General features: G+C 67.1%; 20 protein-coding genes and 1 tRNA gene. 12 read left to right on the forward strand and 9 right to left on the reverse strand.

The annotated features are described in order from the left end of the window. Nucleotides 1-69: 69 nt before the first annotated feature. The 4 genes from VF536_RS27160 to VF536_RS27175 all read left to right on the forward strand — a co-directional run bounded on the left by VF536_RS27160 (nt 70) and on the right by VF536_RS27175 (nt 2,717). The gene (locus VF536_RS27160) at nt 70-1,341 is read left to right on the forward strand and encodes an aspartate kinase (RefSeq protein ID WP_331618065.1); all 1,272 of its coding nucleotides are present in this window, start codon (nt 70-72) and stop codon (nt 1,339-1,341) included. A gap of 97 nt (nt 1,342-1,438) precedes the next feature. Then, a tRNA-Ser gene (locus VF536_RS27165) sits at nt 1,439-1,531 on the forward strand. 133 nt (nt 1,532-1,664) lie between these two features. After that, nucleotides 1,665-2,315 (forward strand): FMN-binding negative transcriptional regulator, encoded by a 651-nt coding sequence (locus VF536_RS27170; RefSeq protein WP_331618066.1) that lies wholly within the window; start codon nt 1,665-1,667, stop codon nt 2,313-2,315. A gap of 150 nt (nt 2,316-2,465) precedes the next feature. Next, nucleotides 2,466-2,717: a hypothetical protein gene (locus VF536_RS27175; protein WP_331618067.1), complete on the forward strand. Its 252-nt coding sequence runs from the start codon at nt 2,466-2,468 to the stop codon at nt 2,715-2,717. 89 nt (nt 2,718-2,806) lie between these two features. On the opposite strand, the gene VF536_RS27180 is transcribed toward VF536_RS27175, so the two are convergent. Continuing rightward, nucleotides 2,807-4,495, reverse strand: a complete 1,689-nt coding sequence (locus tag VF536_RS27180; protein WP_414710457.1) for a 4Fe-4S dicluster domain-containing protein — start codon at nt 4,493-4,495, stop codon at nt 2,807-2,809. Nucleotides 4,496-4,755: 260 nt separating this feature from the next. Here VF536_RS27180 and VF536_RS27185 point away from each other — a divergent pair, with 260 nt between their 5' ends. The 3 genes from VF536_RS27185 (at nt 4,756) to VF536_RS27195 (ending at nt 6,753) form a co-directional block, all read left to right on the forward strand. Beyond that, a complete protein-coding gene (locus tag VF536_RS27185; protein ID WP_331618068.1) occupies nt 4,756-5,157 on the forward strand; it encodes an OsmC family protein in 402 nt (133 codons plus the stop codon). Between the two features lie 140 nt (nt 5,158-5,297). Next, nucleotides 5,298-6,080: an SDR family oxidoreductase gene (locus VF536_RS27190; RefSeq protein ID WP_331618069.1), complete on the forward strand. Its 783-nt coding sequence runs from the start codon at nt 5,298-5,300 to the stop codon at nt 6,078-6,080. A gap of 16 nt (nt 6,081-6,096) precedes the next feature. Next, on the forward strand, nt 6,097-6,753 hold the full coding sequence (locus VF536_RS27195) for a YceH family protein (protein ID WP_331618070.1): 657 nt from the start codon (nt 6,097-6,099) through the stop codon (nt 6,751-6,753). A gap of 2 nt (nt 6,754-6,755) precedes the next feature. On the opposite strand, the gene VF536_RS27200 is transcribed toward VF536_RS27195, so the two are convergent. Further along, complete coding sequence (locus VF536_RS27200) at nt 6,756-7,529, reverse strand: SDR family oxidoreductase (RefSeq protein WP_331618071.1); 774 nt, start codon at nt 7,527-7,529, stop codon at nt 6,756-6,758. A gap of 157 nt (nt 7,530-7,686) precedes the next feature. On the opposite strand from VF536_RS27200, the gene gcvA reads away from it, so the two are divergent. Continuing rightward, nucleotides 7,687-8,625, forward strand: a complete 939-nt coding sequence (gene gcvA, locus VF536_RS27205) for a transcriptional regulator GcvA (protein WP_331618072.1) — start codon at nt 7,687-7,689, stop codon at nt 8,623-8,625. Here gcvA and VF536_RS27210 read toward each other — a convergent pair. From VF536_RS27210 to VF536_RS27230, 5 genes are all read right to left on the reverse strand, one after another. Further along, complete coding sequence (locus tag VF536_RS27210; RefSeq protein ID WP_331618073.1) at nt 8,564-9,388, reverse strand: enoyl-CoA hydratase/isomerase family protein; 825 nt, start codon at nt 9,386-9,388, stop codon at nt 8,564-8,566. The genes gcvA and VF536_RS27210 overlap by 62 nt on opposite strands. Further along, nucleotides 9,385-10,641 (reverse strand): CoA transferase, encoded by a 1,257-nt coding sequence (locus tag VF536_RS27215; protein WP_331618074.1) that lies wholly within the window; start codon nt 10,639-10,641, stop codon nt 9,385-9,387. Before VF536_RS27215 ends, VF536_RS27210 begins: the two co-directional genes overlap by 4 nt. Before the next feature lie 11 nt (nt 10,642-10,652). Beyond that, entirely contained in the window at nt 10,653-11,642 is a 990-nt protein-coding gene (locus tag VF536_RS27220; RefSeq protein WP_331618075.1) for a tripartite tricarboxylate transporter substrate binding protein, read from the reverse strand. Between the two features lie 91 nt (nt 11,643-11,733). Then, complete coding sequence (locus VF536_RS27225) at nt 11,734-12,669, reverse strand: LysR family transcriptional regulator (RefSeq protein WP_331618076.1); 936 nt, start codon at nt 12,667-12,669, stop codon at nt 11,734-11,736. Continuing rightward, nucleotides 12,666-14,081: a M20/M25/M40 family metallo-hydrolase gene (locus VF536_RS27230; protein ID WP_331618077.1), complete on the reverse strand. Its 1,416-nt coding sequence runs from the start codon at nt 14,079-14,081 to the stop codon at nt 12,666-12,668. Before VF536_RS27230 ends, VF536_RS27225 begins: the two co-directional genes overlap by 4 nt. A gap of 446 nt (nt 14,082-14,527) precedes the next feature. On the opposite strand from VF536_RS27230, the gene VF536_RS27235 reads away from it, so the two are divergent. The 3 genes from VF536_RS27235 (at nt 14,528) to VF536_RS27245 (ending at nt 16,759) form a co-directional block, all read left to right on the forward strand. Then, the gene (locus VF536_RS27235; protein ID WP_331618078.1) at nt 14,528-15,697 is read left to right on the forward strand and encodes an epoxide hydrolase family protein; all 1,170 of its coding nucleotides are present in this window, start codon (nt 14,528-14,530) and stop codon (nt 15,695-15,697) included. A 72-nt stretch (nt 15,698-15,769) separates the two neighbouring features. Further along, on the forward strand, nt 15,770-16,327 hold the full coding sequence (locus VF536_RS27240; protein WP_331618079.1) for an isochorismatase family protein: 558 nt from the start codon (nt 15,770-15,772) through the stop codon (nt 16,325-16,327). Between the two features lie 12 nt (nt 16,328-16,339). Beyond that, nucleotides 16,340-16,759, forward strand: a complete 420-nt coding sequence (locus tag VF536_RS27245) for an acyl-CoA thioesterase (RefSeq protein WP_331618080.1) — start codon at nt 16,340-16,342, stop codon at nt 16,757-16,759. Between the two features lie 40 nt (nt 16,760-16,799). Here VF536_RS27245 and VF536_RS27250 read toward each other — a convergent pair whose 3' ends face one another. After that, nucleotides 16,800-17,615, reverse strand: a complete 816-nt coding sequence (locus VF536_RS27250) for an exodeoxyribonuclease III (RefSeq protein ID WP_331618081.1) — start codon at nt 17,613-17,615, stop codon at nt 16,800-16,802. Nucleotides 17,616-17,637: 22 nt separating this feature from the next. Then, entirely contained in the window at nt 17,638-18,252 is a 615-nt protein-coding gene (locus VF536_RS27255; RefSeq protein WP_331618082.1) for a DNA starvation/stationary phase protection protein, read from the reverse strand. Between the two features lie 167 nt (nt 18,253-18,419). Between VF536_RS27255 and VF536_RS27260 the strand changes: the two genes are divergently transcribed. Next, nucleotides 18,420-19,049: helix-turn-helix domain-containing protein (locus tag VF536_RS27260; protein WP_331618083.1), on the forward strand; the 630-nt coding region annotated here is incomplete at its 3' end.

Below are 19,049 nucleotides of genomic sequence, written 5' to 3' on the forward strand. Positions count from 1 at the left end.
CGGCGCATAAAATCAGGGGTTTGCGAGCATGCCGTCCCGGCGGCTCCGTCATCAGCCTTCGTCAATCTCATGGCTCTGATCGTCCACAAATACGGTGGCACCTCGATGGGTTCCACGGACCTCATCCGCAACGTCGCCAAGCGCGTCGCCAAATGGGTGCGTGCCGGCCACCAGATGGTGGTCGTGCCCTCGGCCATGAGCGGCGAAACCAACCGCCTACTGGGCCTGGCCAAGGAGCTGTCGCCTGGCAAGCACACGCCCGCGCTGCTGCGTGAACTGGACGCCATCGCCGCCACCGGCGAGCAGGTCTCCGTCGGCCTGCTGGCGATCGCGCTGCAGGCCGAGGGCATGGACGCCGTCAGCTACACCGGCTGGCAGGTCGGCGTGTCGACCGACAACTCCTACACCAAGGCCCGCATCGAGAGCATCGACGACGCGAAGGTCAAGGCCGACCTCGACGCCGGCCGCGTGGTCGTCATCACCGGCTTCCAGGGCGTGGACGAGGACCGCAACATCACGACGCTGGGACGCGGCGGCTCGGACACCTCGGCGGTGGCGATCGCCGCGGCGATCAAGGCCGACGAGTGCCTGATCTACACCGACGTCGACGGCGTCTACACGACCGATCCGCGCGTCGTGCCCGAAGCGCGCCGCATGAGCACCATCAGCTTCGAGGAGATGCTGGAGATGGCCTCGCTCGGCTCCAAGGTGCTGCAGATCCGCTCGGTGGAATTCGCGGGCAAGTACCGGGTCCCGATGCGCGTGCTGAGCAGCTTCACGCCCTGGGACATCGACATCGAAGAAGAAGCCAAGTCCGGCACCCTGATCACTTTTGAAGAGGACGAACAAATGGAACAAGCCGTCGTCTCCGGCATTGCCTTCAACCGCGACGAGGCCAAGGTGACGCTGCTGGGCGTGCCGGACAAGCCGGGTATCGCGTTCCAGATCCTGGGCCCGGTGGCCGACGCCAACATCGACGTCGACGTGATCATCCAGAACGTGTCACAGGACGGGAAGACCGACTTCTCGTTCACGGTGCACCGCAACGACTACCAGCGCGCGATGGAGCTGCTGGAGAAGGTCGTCGGGCCGGCGGTGCAGGCCGCCAAGGTGACCGGCGACCAGCGCATCTGCAAGGTGTCCATCGTGGGCATCGGCATGCGCTCGCACGTGGGCGTGGCGTCCAAGATGTTCCGCTCGCTGTCGGAAGAGGGCATCAACATCCAGATGATCACGACCAGCGAGATCAAGACCTCCGTGGTCATCGACGAGAAGTACATGGAGCTGGCGGTGCGCGCGCTGCATCGCGCGTTCGATCTGGACCAGGACATCGAGGCCTGAAATCCGGAGCGCGACTGTCGCGCGGCGAGCGGCTGAATCGACCGGAGTTTTGGTCGAGGGGTCAAAAAGCCATGCTATAGTCGCTGCTTCTCCGGTTGGAGACGTGACCGAGTGGCCGAAGGTGCTCCCCTGCTAAGGGAGTATGTGGGCAAAACCTGCATCGAGGGTTCGAATCCCTCCGTCTCCGCCAACCAGATGCAAACCCCCGCAGCGCAAGTTGCGGGGGTTTTTGCATTTCTGGGCCAGGAGGTGCATTCCAGACTACTGCAGTGGGTCAGGAAAACTTTCAGCGGCCTCTCGGTGATGTGTCCTAAAGTCATCGCATGTACACGCCCAAGCATTTCGATCTGCCGGACCTGTCGCATGCCCGGCTGATGATCCAGGAGCATCCGCTGGCCACGCTGATGCTGATCGATCCGACGCACGGCCTGTCGGCGACGCCGGTGCCGATGATCTGGGGTGCGCCGACCGATGCCGCCGATTCGGCGGACGGCTCGGGCTGGTGGCTCGAAGGCCACCTAGCGCGCGCGAACCCCCATGTGGCCGCGTTGAAGTCGCCGGAGCTCGGCGAAGTGCTCGTGCAGTTCAACGGTCCGGGCGCCTACATCTCGCCGAGCCACTACGACACGCCGCTGTCGGTGCCGACGTGGAACTACCTGACCCTGCAGGTCCATGGCCGCGTGCAGATCATCGACGAGGAGCACGCCAAGGACGCGCTGCTCAAGCGCCTCATCGCGACGCAGGAGCCCGACTACGCCGCGACGTGGCGTGGCTTGCCGGAGGACTTCCAACGCAAGATGCTGGGCGCGATCGTCGGCTTCCGCGTGCCGGTCGATCGCTGGACCATGAAAGCCAAGATCAGCCAGAACCGCAGCGCCGCCGAACGCGAGCGCATCCTGGCGCACCAGGAGCACCACGGCTCGCTGGAGGAGCAGATCCTCGCGAGATGGGTGCGGGAGCTGGCGCCGCGCTGAACGCGGGATCGTTCACGGGGTCAGGTCTTGCCTGATCACGCCCGATCTGCCATCTGGGAATTTCCCGAACACGCCCAGCAAGTATGGGTCAGTGATCTTCAACGGACGGCTTCGTAGTCTTGCGCCTCGCAATCAGCAAGGACAAGGCGCATGGCAGGCAAGGTTCGGGATCGTTCACCCAAGCGACTTTGGAAGACGCTTCCACTCCGTTGCGCTTGGGTGATCTTCGCCAACGCGTTTGTGACCTGGGCGCTGTTTGAGGGCAGGAACCCGCGAGTCTTCTTCGCGGTGAGCGGCATCGGGTGTGCCGTGCTCGTCCTTGAAGCCTTGATCGTGACGTGGCGGCAACGACGACTGGACGGGCGAAAAGACCCTGGCGAAAACGATCGGATTCGATCCTGACCTGACAAGGCGTCGACCAGAAGCGCGAAGGCCCGCTGCAAGCGGGCCTTCTCTTTGTGGGGCGAGGGCGGCGTTGGGGCCGCCGCCGATCACATGCTCACGTAGTTCGGACCGCCGCCGCCTTCCGGCGTGACCCAGACGATGTTCTGCGTCGGGTCCTTGATGTCGCAGGTCTTGCAGTGCACGCAGTTCTGCGCGTTGATCTGCAGCCGCTGCGATCCCGCATCGCCGACGAACTCGTAGACGCCGGCTGGGCAGTAGCGGGCCTCGGGACCCGCGTACTTCGCCAGGTTGACCTGCACCGGCACGCCGTCGTTCTTCAGCGTCAGGTGGGCCGGCTGGTTCTCTTCATGGTTCGTGTTGGACACGAACACCGACGAGAGCCGGTCGAAGGTCAGCTTGCCGTCGGGCTTCGGATACTCGATCTTCGGCATCTCCGACGCGGGGCGCAGGAAGACGTGATCGGGCTTGTCGCGGTGCAGCGTCCACGGCGGCGTCTTGATGCCGAGCTTGGGCAGCAGCCATTGCTCGATCCCCGTCATCAGCGAACCGACGATCGTGCCCTTCTTGAACCAGGCCTTGAAGTTGCGCGACTGATCCAGCTCCTCGCGCAGCCAGCTCTTCTCGAACGCGGCCGGGTAGGCGCTCAACTCGTCGAACGAACGGCCGGCGGCCAGCGCCTCGGCGATCGCGTCGGCGCACATCATCCCGGACTTGATCGCGGCATGGCTGCCCTTGATGCGCGCGGCGTTCAGGTAGCCCGCGTCGTCGCCGACCAGCGCGCCGCCCGGGAACACCTGCTTGGGCAGGCTCAGCAGCCCGCCGGCGGTGATCGCGCGCGCGCCGTAGCCCAGGCGCTTGCCGCCCTCGATGTGCTTGCGGATCGAGGGATGCGTCTTCCAGCGCTGCATCTCCTCGAACGGCGACATCCACGGGTTCTGGTAGTCCAGGCCGACCACGAAGCCCAGCGTCACCTTGTTGCCCTCGAGGTGGTACAGGAAGCCGCCGCCGTAGGTCGCGTTGTCCAGCGGCCAGCCGGCGGTGTGCACCACCAGGCCGGGCTTCGCCTTGTCGGCCGGCACTTCCCACAGTTCCTTGATGCCGATGCCGTAGGTCTGCGGATCCTTGCCGGCGTCGAGCTGGAACTTCGCGATCAGCTGCTTGCCCAGGTGGCCGCGCGCGCCTTCCGCGAAGATCGTGTACTTGCCGTGCAGCTCCATGCCGAGCTGGAAGCCCTCATGCGGCTCGCCGTCCTTGCCCAGACCCACGTTGCCCGTGGCGACGCCCTTCACGCGGCCCTGCTCGTCGTAGACGATCTCGGCGGCGGCGAAGCCGGCGAAGATCTCCACGCCCAGCGCCTCGGCCTGCTGCGCCAGCCACTTCGTGACGTTGCCCAGCGAGATGACGTAGTTGCCGTGGTTGTGGAAGCAGCGCGGGATGAAGAACTGCGGCGTGGCCTGGGCGCCCGATTCGGACAGGAACAGCACCTCGTCGCCGGTGACCGGCTGGCCCAGCGGTGCGCCGAGTTCCTTCCAGTTGGGGAACAGTTCGGTGATCGCGCGCGGATCCATGACCGCGCCGGACAGGATGTGCGCGCCGGCCTCCGAGCCCTTCTCGAGCACCACCACCGAGATCTCCTGGCCCTTCTCCGCGGCGATCTGCTTCAGGCGGATCGCGGTCGCGAGGCCGGCCGGACCGCCGCCGACGACAACCACGTCGTAGTCCATGCTGTCGCGCGGACCGTACTGGGCGATGAGTTCTTCGGAGGTCATGGTCATCCTTGCTCGTTCTAGTCGGAGTCCTGGCCGTGCACCGGCGAGGCGGCAGGGCCGGCTCGCTGTCTGGCTGGGGCGGTTTGCGGCGCATTCTAGCCGCGTGAACGGAAAAAAGAACGGTCGTGCTATTTATGAAATAGAGAGGGGTGTCGATAGCGCGAGCTTCATCCGGGACGACCCGAATGGGGCTCCTTCGCCAGGGGCACGCGCCGTACCATGGCTGCGAAGCGATTCATCTTTCAAGCCTTCGAACCGAGGACCCCATGAGCATTCACGTTCAACGCGACAAGACCGGCCCGATGCGCCAGACGGTGAGCATCCGCAATCACGTGCTGACGGCCGACCAGCCGGTCGACGGCGGCGGCGAGGACGCCGGCCCCGACGCGCACGAGCTCTACGACGCCGCGCTGGCGTCGTGCAAGGCGCTGACGGTGCTCTGGTACGCGCGGCGCAAGGGCATGGCGCTGGAGGACGTGCTGGTGGACGTGGAGAGCGACCGCTCGCAGGAGCGCCAGGGGCTCTACAAGCTGAAGGCCTCGCTGACCTTCGTCGGCACCCTGAGCGACGAGGAACGTCAGCAGCTGCTGGCGGTGGCGGACAAGTGCCCGGTGCACAAATTGATGACGCAGGTGAAGACGGAGATCGAGACGGTGATGGCCGGCTGATGGTTCGCCGATGGTCGGCTGACGCCGGCTGATCTCCGGTAGACGCCGACGGATGGCGGCGTCATCGTGGGGCGGGTCTTGCGTGCTATCGTGACCGGCACCTGTCCGGTCACACGAGAAGTTTTGCGAGAGACCTTGCCATGAGCTACAGCATCGATCTGGAGGGCCGCGTGGCCCTCGTCACGGGCGCGTCCAGCGGATTGGGCGCGCAGTTCGCCAGGACCTTGGCGAAGTCGGGCGCCTGCGTGGTGCTGGCGGCCAGACGCGTGGACCGCCTGAAGGACCTGCGCGCGGAGATCGAGGCCGGCGGCGGCGACGCGCACGTGGTGCAGATGGACGTCACCGACCTGGAGAGCATCGCCGCGGCGGTGGCGCGGGCGGAGACGGAGGTCGGCACGCTGGACATCCTGATCAACAACTCCGGCGTCAGCACGACGCAGCGTCTGGTCGACGTGTCGCCGGAGGATTTCGACTTCGTGATGGACACGAACGTGCGCGGCGCGTTCTTCGTCGCGCAGGAAGTCGGCAAGCGCATGCTGGCGCGGGCGCGCGGCGCGGCGCCGGGCACCTACACGGGCGGCCGCATCGTCAACATCGCGTCGATGGCGGGGTTGCGGGTGCTGTCGCAGATCGGCGTCTATGCGATGAGCAAGGCGGCGGTCGTGCACATGACCAAGGCGATGGCGCTGGAGTGGGGCAAGTACGACATCAACGTCAACGCCATCTGCCCCGGCTACATCGACACGGAGATCAACCACCACCACTGGCAGACCGACCAGGGACGCAAGCTGGTGGAGCTGCTGCCGCGCAAGCGCGTGGGCACGCCGCAGGACCTGGACACGACCTTGCTGATGCTGTGCGCGAAGGAAAGTCGCTTCATCAACGGCGCGATCATCCAGGCGGACGACGGATTCGGAGTTTGAGGAAAGAAGCGAGCCGATGGCTGTGAGAGAACTGAGCGCGCTGGAAGCGCGCGTGCTGGCGGTGCTGGTGGAGAAGGAGTCCACGGTGCCGGACAGCTACCCGATGTCGCTGAACAGCCTGACCCTGGGCGTGAACCAGAAGACCGCGCGCGATCCGGTGATGAACGCGAGCGAGTCGGACGTGGCCGCGGTGCTGGACGAGCTGAAGGCGATGAGCCTGGTCAACACGGTCAGCGGCAGCCGCGTGGCGCGGTTCGAGCACAACATGAAGCGGGTGCTGGGAGTGCCGGGGCAGGCGGAGGCGCTGCTGGCGGTGCTCATCCTGCGCGGCCCGCAGACTTCGGCGGAACTGCGCTTGAACTGCGAACGCCTGCATCGTTTCGCGGACGTGTCGTCGGTGGAGGGATTCCTCGACGAACTCGCGGCGCGCGAGCCCGCGCTGGCGGTGAAGCTGGCGAAGGCGCCCGGCGCGCGCGAGGCGCGATGGGCGCACCTGTTGAGCGGTGAACCGGCGGTGCCGGTCTACGTGCCGTCCGCCTCCTCGTCGGGTGGCGGCTCAAGCTCGTCCTCGAACAGCGCGCGCGACGAAGAGATCGCCGCGCTGCGCGCCGAGGTCGATCAACTGAAGGCGATAGTCGCTCGCATCCAGTCGGAGCTGGGTATTTCCGACTGACCTCAGTTCCTTCCTGCCATCACTCCGCCGTCGACATCCCACACCGCGCCGGTGACCCAGCTGGCCTTGTCGGACAGCAGGAAGGTGACCGTTTCGGCCACATCCTGCGGCGTCCCGATGCGCCCGATCGGATGGAAAGCGTTGAAGCCCTGCAGCGCGCCGTGGACCTCGTCCTTGGGGATGAAGCCTTCATAGATCGGCGTCTGCACGACGGCCGGGGACACCGCATTGACGCGGATGCCCTTGGACGCGAGCTCCATCGCCAGATGCTGCGTGAGCGCATGCAACCCGGCCTTGGCCATCGAGTACGCCGACGACGGCGTCGCCGCGATGGCCTGCTTGGCCCACATCGAGCCGATGTTGACGATCGCACCGGGACGCCCCGCGGCGACCAGGTTGGCGGCGACCTTCTGCGTGATGAAGAAGAACGCCTTGTTCAGCGCCATGTACTGGTCGTAGTCGGCGTCGCCGTGCTCGAGGAAGGGCTTCGGGAAGAAGACCCCCGCGGCGTTGACGAGCAGGTCGATATCCCGATGCTGGGCGTCGATGGCCGCGATCAACGCGGCGCGGCCTTCGTCGCTGGTGAGGTCCGCCGTCAACGCGACCACCGCTCCCGCTTTCGCCAACTCCTGCCGAGCGGCTTCCGTCTTGTCCGCCCGATGGCCGACGATCACAGCGCTGCCGCCACCGGCGAGTACGAGCCGCGCCGTCTCCAGTCCCATGCCGCTGGTGCCGCCGACGACCAGCAGCTTCCTGCCCTTGAACGATTGATCCATTTGAAGTCTCTCCACCCGCGCGCCGGCGGGTACGTTTGAACGAAGCGGGCGGAGAAGAAAAGCTTGGCCGACCGCGCCTGGAGAGAATTCTTCAATCAACAGATTCCGAGGGCAAACCAGATAAAGTGTCCGCCACTGATAGAAAAACTTCTCCGTGATGAAGTCCCTCGTCCACCTGAACGCGCTGCGCGCCTTCGAGGCCAGCGCCCGGTTCCAAAGCTTCTCCGCCGCTGCGGAGGAACTCCACGTCACGCCGGCAGCCGTGGGCCAACTGGTGCGGACGCTGGAAGACTGGCTCGGTACGCCGCTGTTCGTGCGGGGCAGCGCGGGGCGCGCGCGTCTCGTTCCCACCGAAACCGCGGAGCGCGCGCTGCCCGACATCCGGACGGGACTGGAGCGACTGGCGTCCGGTCTGGCGCGGCTCAAGGAAGACACGACGGGTGGCGTGCTGACCGTCACGGTCAGCCCGGCCTTCGCGTCGAAATGGCTGCTGCCGCGCATCGATCGCTTCCAGACGGCGTGGCCGGATCTGGATGTCCGGCTGGACACGAGCCTGAAGCCGGTGGATTTCGCCGCGCAGCGGATCGATGTCGGCGTGCGCTACGGCAAGGGTACGTGGCCCGGGCTCTCCGCCGAGCACCTGATGGACGAGGACGTGTTCCCGGTGTGTTCCCCGACGCTGTCGCGCGACCGGGGCCGACTGCGCAAGCCTGCCGACCTCGCCAACGAGACCCTGATCCACGACCTGTCGATGGATGCCGATGCCGGCTTTCCTTCCTGGGGTGCCTGGCTGCGCGCGGCAGGGGCGACCGAGGTGTCCGCCAAACGCGGCATGAAGATCAACAGCTCCGCCGCCGTGCTGCAGGCGGCGATCGACGGACAGGGTGTCGCACTCGCGCGCAGCGTGATGGCGCGCGACGACCTCGATGCCGGCCGCCTGGTGCGGCTGTTCCCGAAGATCTCCGTCGAGTCGGAGCTGGCCTACTTCGTCGTCTATCGCTCCGAGTGCGCGAGCTTGCCGAAGGTGGCGGCGTTCAAGGCGTGGTTGATGGCGGAGGCTGTTCCCCGCGCCACACCGGCTTCCGCCGCTCCGTGAACGCCCCCACGCCTTCGCGGAAGTCCGCGCTGCCATAGCACTGCCGGATCAGGTCGTCGACGTCGGGCAGGTTGCTCGAGGTGAGGCGACGCAGGATCTCCTTGCTGGCCGATTGCGTCACCGGTGCGAGCGGGCTCAACTTGTCGCAGAGCGCGTCCTTCGCCGCGTCCAGCTCCTCGGCGGCGCAGACCGCATGCAGATAGCCGCACGAGAGCGCTTCATCCGCGAGCATCGATTCAGCCAGCAGCAGCATGCGCCGCACCCGCTGCGTTCCCCACGCGGCCTGCAGCCGCGCGATGTTGGCCGCCGACAAGGTGTTGCCCAGCGTACGCGCGATGGGCACGGCGAACTTCGCATCCGTCGTCGCGATGCGGAAGTCGCAGGCCGTCGCGATCGCGAGACCGCCGCCGACCGCCCAGCCTTCGATCACCGCGACCGTTGGCATCGGTAGTTGCTCGACGAGCTGGATGCCGCTGTCGATGCGCCGCTCGTAGGCGACGCCGTCGTCGCCGCCGAGCTCGCCGTCGCGGAAGGCGAGGAACTGCGCGATGTCCGTGCCCGCGACGAAGGCCTGACCGCCCGCGCCGCGGAACACCACGACGCGGATCTCACGATCGCGCGCCAGCGCCTCGCAGTGCGCGGCCAACTGCCCGTACATCTCCCAGGTCATCGCATTGCGCGCCTCGGGCCGATCGAAGATGATCGTGGCGATCGCGCCCTCGCGGCTCAGTCGGGTGGCGCCTTGGCTTGTGCCCTCGCTCATGCGTTCGCCTTCACGCGCTTCTCGCCGAACGCGCCGGCCTCCGCCAGCGCGCGCAGCTCCGCCGCTCCGATGCCGTACTCCGCCATCACCTCGTCGATGTGCTGCCCCAGCAGCGGCGGTGGATGACGCACTTCCTGCGGCGTGCCCAGCAGCTTCACCGCGAAGCCGATGTTGGGCACGCTGCCTTCGTTCGGGTGTTCGATCTCGATGCGCATCTGGCGATGCTTGCCGTGCTCGCTGTTGAACGCCTGCGGATACGTCAGGATCGGCCCCGCCGGGATGCCCGCCGCCAGCATCCGGTCGATCCAGTGCTCGGTGGTGTCCTCCACGAAGCTGCGCTCCAGCGACTCGATGAGCGCCTCGCGATTCGCGAGCCGCAAGGCCACGGAGCCGAAGCGCTCCTCGGCCAGCAGGTCGGGCCGCTCCAGCAGCGTGCAGAGCTTCGTCCACAACTTCTGATTCGTCGCGCCCATCACGAAGTAGCCATCCGAGGCCTTCACCGCCTGGTACGGCGCGCTCATGCGGTTGGACGTGCCCAGCGGCGTCGGTTCGCGGCCGGTGCCCCAGTACTCGCAGGTGTCCCAGATCGAGAACGCCAGCGCCGAGTCGAACAGCGACGCGTCCACGTACTGCCCGCGCCCGGTGGCCTTCGCGCCGATGTACGCGGACAGCGCGCCGTAGACCGCGAACAGCGCGCAGCCGATGTCGGCCACCGGCACGCCGGCCTTCACCGGCGGACCGTCGGCATACCCGGTCACGCTCATCACGCCCGACATCGCCTGCGCCATCAGGTCGAAGCCGGGTCGCTCCGCCCACGGCCCCGACTGGCCGAAGCCCGAGATGCTCACGTACACCAGCGCCGGATTGATCGCGCTGAGCGTCTCGTAGTCCATGCCCAGGCGCTTCATCGCGCCGGGGCGGTAGTTCTCCAGCAGGATGTCGGCGTCCTTGACCATGCGGCGCAGCACTTCCTTGCCGGCCTCGGTCTTCAGATCGAGCGTCACGCTGCGCTTGTTCCGATTCATGTTGAGGAAGCCCATGCTGTCGGGCCCCTTCATCTTGAAACCCATCGCGCCGCGGGTCTGGTCGCCTTCGGGCGGCTCGATCTTCACGACGTCGGCGCCGAGGTCGGCCAGCAGCATGCAGGCATACGGGCCGGCCATGACCTGGGTGATGTCGAGGACGCGCACGCCCTTGAGCGGCAGCGGCCGCGCGGATCCGGTCGATGCGGTCGATTCAGTCGATGCGGTCATCGGTACTCCCTTCAAGCGTCGACGCGGACGTTCGCGTCCTTCACGACCTTCGCCCACTTCGTGCATTCGGCCTGGATGTAGGCGCCGAACTTCTCGCTGCTGCCTCCGGCGTCTTCCGCGCCGAATTCATCGAGCTTCGCGGCGATCTCGGGCAGCGCGAGCACCTTGTTCACGTCCTGGTTCATGCGCTGGACCATCTCCGCGGGCATGCCCTTCGGACCGACCAAGCCGTACCACGATGCGGCGTCCAGACCGGGGCAGCCGGACTCGGCCAGCGTGGGGACGTTGGGGTAGCTCCTGGCCCGCTTGATGCGTGTCTGCGCGATCGCGGTGACCTTGCCCTGCTTGATGAAGGGCGTGGCCGCGGTCATCGTGTCGAAGGCGAAGTCGATCTGGCCGCCCATCAGGTCGACCAGCAGCGCGGACGAGCCCTTGTAGGGCACGTGCGTGGCCTTGACCTTGGTGGCGAGCATGAACATCTCGAGGGCCAGGTGTTGCGCCGAGCCGATGCCCGACGAGCCGAATGACACCTGCCCGGGCTTGCTGCGGCAGAGCTCGACGATCTCCGGCACCGTGCGCACCTTCTGCGTGTCCACGCAGGTGAGCACGTTGGGCGTGACGCCGACCATGACGATGGGGGAGAAGTCGCGGCGCGGGTCGTACTTGACGTTGGTCATCAGCGCCGGCGCGATGGCGTTGCTGTTGACATGGGCCATCAGCAGGGTGGTGCCGTCGGCCGGCTGCTTGGCGACGTAGTCGGCGGCGATGACGCCGGTGGCGCCGGGCTTGTTCTCGACCAGCACCTGCGTGCCCCACATGACGCTGAGCTTCTGCGCGAGCACGCGCGCCAGCACGTCGGTGCCGCCGCCGGCGGCGAAGCCGACGATGATCCGCACGGGGGTGGTAGGCAGCGGTGCCGCGCGCAGAAGGCTGGGCGCGAGCGTGAGCGCGGGCAGCGCGAGGGCGCCTATCCCGGCACTGGTGAAGGTTCTGCGGCGCATCGTTGTCTCCGTCGTTGTCGTTGGTGTCGTCGCGATCCGTGGGGGATCCGTGGGGACGACTATTGAGCAACGAGGGGGCCGCCGGCCATCGCTAATTCGGCGGACCAGGTTTCGCGAAATTCGTACGCGCGAAGACCTCGGCGACGCTGACGGCCGCCGGCGACAGGCTGGCGGCGGGCCGGCAGCACAGGACGAACTGGCGCTGCGCCCAGGGCTCGGGGATCTCCACGCGCAGGAAGCGGGCGCCGCCCGCGACGGTCTTCGCGACGGCCTTGGGCATCACGCCGACGCCGAGCCCCTGCGCGATCAACGCCGCGATGCTGTCGAAGCCGCCCACCCGCATGCGCATGCGCAGCAGGCGGCCGGACTCGTTGGCGAGTTTCTCCAGCAGGGCCGAGATGGCCGAGCCTTCGCCGAGCCCGATGACGTCGCAGGAAAGGATGTTGTCGAGCGTGGCCGGGGCGTGTGCGAACAGCGCATGACCGCGCGGCGCGACCAGCACGAGTTCGTCGCCTCGATACGGCATCGTGGGCAGGTCGACGGCGCCGAGCGAGGCTTCGAAGATGCCGATGTCGGCGGTGCCGCGGGTGAGCGCCTGCTGGACGTTGAGGCTGTTCATCTCCTGCAGGTCGATGCTCACGCCGGGGCAGGCGGCGGCGCAGCGCTCGATGTCGGCGGGGACGAACTGCAGGACGGCCGACTTCGGCGCCGCGAGCCGCACCACGCCCTGCGCGCCGCCGACGAAGGACGCGGCGTCGTCCTGCATGCGCAGCACGGTGTGGGTGATGTTGCGGGCATGGGCCAGCATCGCGCGGCCGGCGTCGGTCAGCGCCATGCCGTGCGGACGCCGCAGGAAGAGCGGCAGGCCGAATTGCGCCTCCAGCTCGGCGATGCGCCGCGAGGCCGCGGCCGGCGCGATGTGCAGGCGCTCCGCGGCGCGCGTGACGCTGCCGAGTTCCGCCGTGGCGATGAACAGATGCACCGTCGTGAGATCGAAGTGCGGACGGGCGGGGAGCTTCAGCGTCATGACGAGAGTTTCTTCCCCAACCGGTACATGAATTCCTGGAAGTCGTTCAGCGATTTCACGCGGATGTGTTCGTTGAGCCCGTGCACGCCGCTGGGCTCCACGCCGGAGAAGGTGCCGACGCCGTAGGTCCAGATGCCGGCGTTGTTGAGGAAGCGGCCGTCGGTGGTCGCGACCAGCATCGTCGGGATCACCGGCACGCCGGGCCAGAACTCGGCGGCGGTGCTTTCGACGGCCTGGATCACCAGCGGCGACATCGGCGGCTGCGGCGAGGCCAGCGCCTCGTTGGTGGCGCGGACGGTGATGCGCTCATCGGCCATCACTTTCACCAGCGTCCTCTGCACCTCGTCGGCCGATTGACCCGGCAGGATGCGGCAGTTCACCGTCGCGCGGGCCCGTTGCGGCAGCGCGTTGGTCGCGTGACCGGCGTCGACCATCGTCGCCACGCAGGTCGTGCGCACGCTCGAGTTGTAGACCGGCGACTTCGCCCACAGGCGTTCCAGCGCCGCGGTGTCGGTCGGCTTCGCGAGCAGGCCGCGCAGGTCCGCGGCGATGTCCTTGTTGGCGTCGAGCTTCGCGACGCGTTCGAAGTAGGCGCGGGTCGTGTCGTTGAACTGGATGGGGAAGTCGAACTTCGCCAATCGCGTCAGACCTTCGGCGAGCCGGTAGATCGCGTTGTCCCGCACGGGCACGGCGCTGTGGCCGCCGGGGTGCGTCACCTCGAGCTCGTAGCCGACGAAGACCTTCTCGCCGATCTGCAGGCTGTACGACACCGGCCGCTCGTCCTTGTCGAGCGTCCCGCCGCCGCCTTCGTTGAGCGCAAGCTCAGCATCGATCAGCGGACGGTGGTGCTTGAGCAGGTAGTCCAGGCCGTCCCACTTCGACGGGATGATCTCCTCGTCGCAGGTGAGCGCCATGATGATGTCGCGCTTGGGGACGAGTTTCTCTTCCTTGTAGCGGATCAGGTTGCTCACATGCGTGGCGACCTGCGACTTGTCGTCGGAGGTGCCGCGGCCGTAGTAGACGCCGTTCTCCTCGATGAGCTTGAAGGGATCGCGGGTCCAGTCCTCGCGTTTCGCTTCGACGACGTCGAGGTGCGCGACCAGCAGCAGCGGACGTTTCTCGCCGCTGCCCTTGAGACGGACGACGAGGTTGCCCTTCGTCGGCGCGTCGGGCGGGAAGATCACCTGCATGTCGCCGTCCGCGTAGCCGGCCTGCTTGAGGCGCCTGGCCATCGCCTCGGCGGCGACGGTGCAACTGCCGGAGGAGTTCGTCGTGTTGGTCTCGACGAGCTCCTTGAAGATCTCGTGGAAGCGGCGCAGCTCGCGCGGCGGCGTGGCGTCCGCGGCGAGCGTCGCGGCGTGGGGAATGAGGATTGAAAGCGCGACGGCGAGCGTCGACCGGGCACGGATCATGGCGGCCTCCCTTGGGGACATGCGCCTGAACTGGCCGAGCGCGGCGCGGGAGGATGCTCCTACGAATGGGAGGGCAGGGCGCTAGCGGCAAACCCTGAGCTTCCCTGCCCGGGGAAACCGATCCAGAATGACTGCTCGGGCATTGCCGTTGGGGTCGGTCCAAGCGACGCAGTTCGCGACCGGTCCCCTGTTCCCAGGGAGGCGATGATGTCGAAGCGATTTGAACTGTGCGGCACGGACTTGCTGGGAGGCGGGATGAGCCTTCTTGCCGTCGCGTTGCTGCCGTTGAGCGGGCTGCTTGACGAAACCGGATTGCAGCAACGCACGAGGCTGGTCGCCGAACGGCGCGCCCTCGCGCAGCCAGCCAATGACCCACAGGGACAGACCATTCCGGTCCTGGCGCCACAATCTCCGCTTGCCTTCCGATGTAAGGGCTCGGAGATCCCATGCGCGTTGTCCCCTTCAAGATCCAGGTTCCCGAAGAGCGACTGAGCGACCTGCGCGAGCGCTTGTCCCGGGTGCGCTGGCCCGCGTCGCTGGACGAGGCCGGATGGGCGGACGGCACGTCGCTGGCGTTCATGCAGCGCCTCGTCGCGCATTGGCGGGATCGCTTCGACTGGCGGGAGCAGGAGGCCAAGCTCAACACGTTCAGCCACTTCATGGCGAGCGTCGACGGCGCCGACGTCCACTTCATCCATCAGAAGAGTGCGACAACGGATGCCTTCCCGCTGGTGCTGACGCATGGCTGGCCGGGCTCCGTCGTGGAGATGACGCACATCATCGGCTTGCTCACCGATCCGGCCGCGCACGGCGGCGATCCCGCGGATGCCTTCGACGTGGTCGTGCCGTCGCTGCCGGGTTACGGTTTCTCTCCTGCGCCGACGACGACGGGCGTTGGATCGCGCGAGATCGCCGGCCTGTGGCACGGCCTGATGCAGGGTCTCGGCTACGGGCGCTTCGGCGCGCAGGGCGGCGACATCGGCGCGGGCGTGTCAACGTGGCTCGCGCGGCGCTTCCCGGAGGACGTCGCCGGCATTCACCTGAACTACATCCCCGGCGGCTTCCGGCCACATGTCGATGAGCAGCACGCGCCTGTCACGGATGAGGAACGCGCCTTCCAGACGATGGCGGCCGGCTGGTACGCGGAGGAGGGCGCCTACGCGGCGCTGCAGGGCACCAAGCCGCAGACGCTGGCGTATTCGCTGGCGGACTCGCCGGTGGGCCTGGCGGCGTGGATCGCCGAGAAGTTCCGCTCGTGGAGCGACTGCGGCGGCGACCTTGAGAGCGTCGTGGCTATGGACGAGTTGCTCACCGACATCTCGCTGTACTGGTTCAACGACAGCATCACGGCGTCGCTGCGGCTCTACAAGGAGAACCGCGCGCGACCGCATGTCTTCGAGCCCGGCGAGCGCGTCACGCCGCCGATGGGCATGGCGCTGTTCCCAAAGGAACTGCCGACGCCGCCGCGCTCGTGGGTGGAGCGCGCCTATGACGTGCAGCGATGGGAAGTGATGCCGCGTGGCGGGCATTTCGCGGCGTTGGAACAGCCCGAGCTACTGGCCGCAGAGATCCGCGCGTTCTTCCGTCCGCTGCGCGCGCAACTGAAGCACGGATGACTGGCATGGGACGCGGACAGCGATTCCAATGGTGCAGGGCGGCGTCGTGACGAAGCGACCTGGAGACAGCCGATGATTGAACTCTCAGCCAAGACCACCGCGTTGGTGCTTGTCGATCTGCAGCGAGGCATCCTGAGCCTGTCGCTGGCGCCATGGACCGGCCAGCAGGTCTTTGATCGAGGCCTCCAGCTGGCATCGCGACTCCGCGCCGCCGGCGGCCAGGTCGTCCGCGTCAAGGTCGACTTCGGCGACAACGGCAGGCTCTCGCCATCGGGACTCGTGGATCAGCCGTCGTCATCAGCGCGTCCTGCCGATTTCTCGCAGTTCCCCGACGAGCCGTTGCCGGCCGAAGACGTCGTCGTGACCAAGCGCCATTGGGGGAGCTTCCATGGCACGACGCTGGATCTGGAGCTGCGCCGACGCGGCATCAAGACCGTCGTGGTGGGCGGCATCGCCACGAACATGGGCGTGGAGTCGACGGTCCGGAGCGCTCACGAGCACGGCTATGACGTGGTGGTGGTCTCCGATGCGACCACCGCGTTCTCCACGGCCATGAACGCTTTCGCGTTCGAGCACATCTTCCCCCGCATCAGCCGCGTGGCGGCGTGCGACGACCTCACCTTCCTCTGAACGGTCAGCCGCATGCGATTCGAACTGCCCGACGACAAGAAGCTCGTCCACGAAACGCGCATCCAGATCCGCTGGGGCGACATGGACGCGATGGGCCATGTGAACAACACGGTCTACTTCCGCTACCTGGAGATCGTGCGCGTGGAGTGGCTGGACAGCCTCGGCCATCCGCCCAGCCCCGATGGCCAGGGACCGGTGATCGTCAACGCGTTCTGCAACTTCCACAAGCAGCTCGCCTATCCGGGCGAGATCCTGGCGAAGCACTACGTGTCGAATCCAGGACGATCGAGCTTCGACACGTGGATCACGCTGGAGCGGCTCGATGAGCCGGGCGTCATCTATGCGTCGGGCGGTGCCACGACCGTGTGGCAGGACGCGACGATCCAGAAGTCGGTGCCGTTGCCGGAGTGGCTGCGGCAGCATCTGACTTGATCGCGTCGCGCGTGTCGCGAGCCGACGTGACCTGATCTGCTCAGGCCGATGAAGCGGCCGCCTTGCTGGACGTCCTCTTGTTCGACCTCGCCGCCTGGAGGTCCGCCCACACCGGCGCATGGTCGCTCGGACTGCCCTTCCCGCGCTCTTCGCGGTCGACGCCTGCTGCCACGACCTTGAATGCGGAACTCACCAGGATGTGATCGATCCTCAGCCCCGCATCCCGCTCCCAGCGCTTGCGGCGGTAGTCCCAGAACGTGAACGGCGTGTCCTTGGGATGCGCGCGCTTCAGCGCATCGGTCCAGCCCTGTTCCAGGATGGCCGCGAATGCCTCGCGCGCTTCCGGCTGGAGCAGCGCGTTGTCTCTCCACGAGTCCGGCTTGTAGATGTCGGCGTCCGTGGGGACGACGTTCCAATCGCCCAGGAGCACCGTGGGATGACCAGATCCCCAGAGGGCATCGGCGCGCTGACGCATGCGTTCGAACCACGCCAGCTTGTAGTCGAACTTCGGGCCGGGCGCAGGGTTGCCGTTGGGCAGGTAGATCGCGGCGACCAGCACGCCGTTGATGGCGGCTTCGACATAGCGGGCCTGCCTGTCGCGCGCGTAACCGGGCAGCGCCTTCATCACGGGCAATGGCGCGTGCCCGCGAGCGAGCAGGGCGACGCCGTTCCACGTCTTCTGGCCGACCACGAGGGAGTCGTAGCCGGCCTCACGGAGGGCCTCGATGGGGAAGTCCTCTGTGGGCGTCTTCAGCTCCTGCAGCGCAACGACGTCGGGTTGGCGACGCGCCAACCAATCGAGCACTTGATCAAGTCGCTTCAGGACGTTGTTGACGTTCCAGGTGGCGACGATCACGGCGTCACCACCTCAGCGTCCGTCAGATCGGCGAGGCCGCCACCAGATGCTCCGACAGGAACCACACCTGCAGCTCGTTGGTCCGCACGACGTCGCTGACGAGCAGGTCATCCGTCCCGGAGTCGCCGGCGTCGCTGGCCTTCTCCGCCTGCTCGCGCGCGTATGTGAGGATCATCGTGTGCGCCTCGATGAGCCGGCTCAACTGCACCGTCGCCGGCTCGCGGCCGCGGGGCGGGCGAGGGATGCGCGTCTCTTCCGCGATGTCCGCGGCCATCGCCAGCGACACGCCGCCGAGGATCTGGATGCGCTCGGCCAGCAGGTCGACCAGCTCGACCTGCGCTTCGAAGTGCTTGTCGAACAGCAGATGCAACTGGTTGAAGGTCGGCCCGACCACCTGCCAGTGATGCTTCTTGTACATGTCGCGCAGCGTGATGGTGTCGGCCAGCACCTGGTTCAACGAGGCCACGCTCTTCTTCACGACCGCCTCGGCCAGCCCGTGCGGCATCTTGATGACCTCGCCGAAGCGCTGCGTCTCCTGTGATCCGTTCTTGACGGACTTGTCGATGGTCGGCGTCGTGGCCGCGTGCGCGGCGTCGACGCGACCAGCCTTCGGGACGGACTTCTTCTTGGTGGCCATGCGGAACTCCAAAGCAGTGGGAATAGATCCTGGCCCTTGAGGCAAGCGTCGATCCCGCGCCGTCCGGCGACCCCACGCATTTGCATCCGACACTAAACGGAGATAAAGTCTCCGTTTATTGAATGGATGCCTTGGAGGCCGCTCAGCCTCCTCGAATGGAAAGTCGCATGAAGAAGTCAGACCCTGCCGCGACAGCCGCGCCTGCGCCGCCTGAGGCACCCGCCAAGCGCCTGCGCAGCGACGCCGCCCAGAACCGCGAGCGGTTGCTGGCCGCCGCGCATGTGGTGTTCGCCGAACGGGGCCTGTCCGCCACGTTGGACGACGTGGCCCGCCATGCCGGCGTGGGCGTCGGCACCGCCTACCGGCACTTCCCGAACAAGCAGGCGCTGGCCTCGGAAGTGCTGGAGGGCGCCATGCAGCAACTGGCCGCCGATGCGGAAGCGGCGCTCGCCATTGCAGATCCCTGGGCGGGCTTCGCCGGCTTCTTCGAGACCGTCGTCGCCTCCCAGGCCCGCCATCGCGGACTGCACCACCTGTCCGCCAGCGACGGCATCGCCAGCGTCGAGGTGCAGCGGCGATTCGAGGGCGCGGTCGTCCTGCTCTTCAAGCGCGCCCAGCAGGCCGCCGTGGTCCGCGCGGACGCTTCTCCCACCGACATCGGACCGATGCTGGTGATGCTGCGCACCGTCATCGACCTCAGCCCGCCCGGCAAGCCGGAACTCTGGCGCCGCTACCTCGCCGTGCTGCTCGACGGCCTGCGCGCGGACGGGCAGCGTCCCGCCCTCGCCGAAGGCCTC

Source organism: Roseateles sp. (assembly GCF_036486225.1).
In the GTDB taxonomy this organism is placed as follows: domain Bacteria; phylum Pseudomonadota; class Gammaproteobacteria; order Burkholderiales; family Burkholderiaceae_C; genus Roseateles.